This window comes from Tolypothrix sp. VBCCA 56010, from assembly GCF_050875635.1.
Classification (GTDB): Bacteria; Cyanobacteriota; Cyanobacteriia; order Cyanobacteriales; family Nostocaceae; genus Hassallia.
On record NZ_JBPAOH010000388.1, the window covers coordinates 1 to 772 of the forward strand.

Annotated in this window: 1 protein-coding gene and 1 pseudogene; one reads left to right on the forward strand and one right to left on the reverse strand. The window is 42.9% G+C overall.

Annotation, left to right across the window (positions count from 1 at the left end; genetic code table 11):
- Positions 1-196, forward strand: a 196-nt coding sequence (locus AABK37_RS41655; RefSeq protein ID WP_432557222.1) for a hypothetical protein, incomplete at its 5' end; no start/stop codon positions are given.
- Here the strand turns inward: AABK37_RS41655 and AABK37_RS41660 are convergent.
- Positions 155-772: pseudogene (locus tag AABK37_RS41660) on the reverse strand (hypothetical protein); the annotation flags it as partial. The gene AABK37_RS41655 and the pseudogene AABK37_RS41660 overlap by 42 nt on opposite strands.

Consider the following 772-nt stretch of genomic DNA (forward strand, 5'->3'; position numbering starts at 1 on the left):
CTCTCCCTCTTACCCCGATTTGCGATTTATGGAAAAAAACTTCAGTACTAAAGACGCTGACACCCTCAAAGTTGGGGAAACTCCGACCCGCTTCCACCACTTTGGCGAAATCGAAAGTATAAGTGCCAAACCAGGTTTTAGTATTACATTCAACTCATTTAAGAAATGCTTGTTGAAGGGTAAATGCACTCAATAATGCTTGCAGCTTCAGTAAAAACCCTTCATAGGTAACCGCATGAATCGATTTTGGGAAAACACAAGTGATGCTACTAAACACTGTTTCAATGTAATGCCTAGTATGCTGCTTAATATACTGATTCCACGGTTCATCTTGACGCTTGGAATACATGAGTCCGCATGACTTTTAAGAATATTTGGCTACTTTGTTCGAGGTCGTCTTCAGCAGTATAATCGGTGTACGCGGAATCACCATATACAACGCTTAGAGGTGGTAGATTTAACGGTAAAGCGTTTAACGCACGTACTTCCGTTGCGCTACCTGGTAAAAACACAAATTCAACGCGACGTGTCGGCGGACAGATGATTCTGTCCGTCGAACCGTCGCCGGGATACCGCTTTTAGTAGTTAATAATTGGACTCTCACCCCATAGAAGTATCGTTTTTTAGATGCTATGTAACCCGGAGGCGGAGCGTCTCCGGCTCCGCTCTGTATTCCTCTGAGTTGATTAACTTTACATTAAATATCCGAATATTATCGCACAGAGGTACAGGTGCAGGAGTCTAAAAGATATTCCGTACAATCACTACTTTC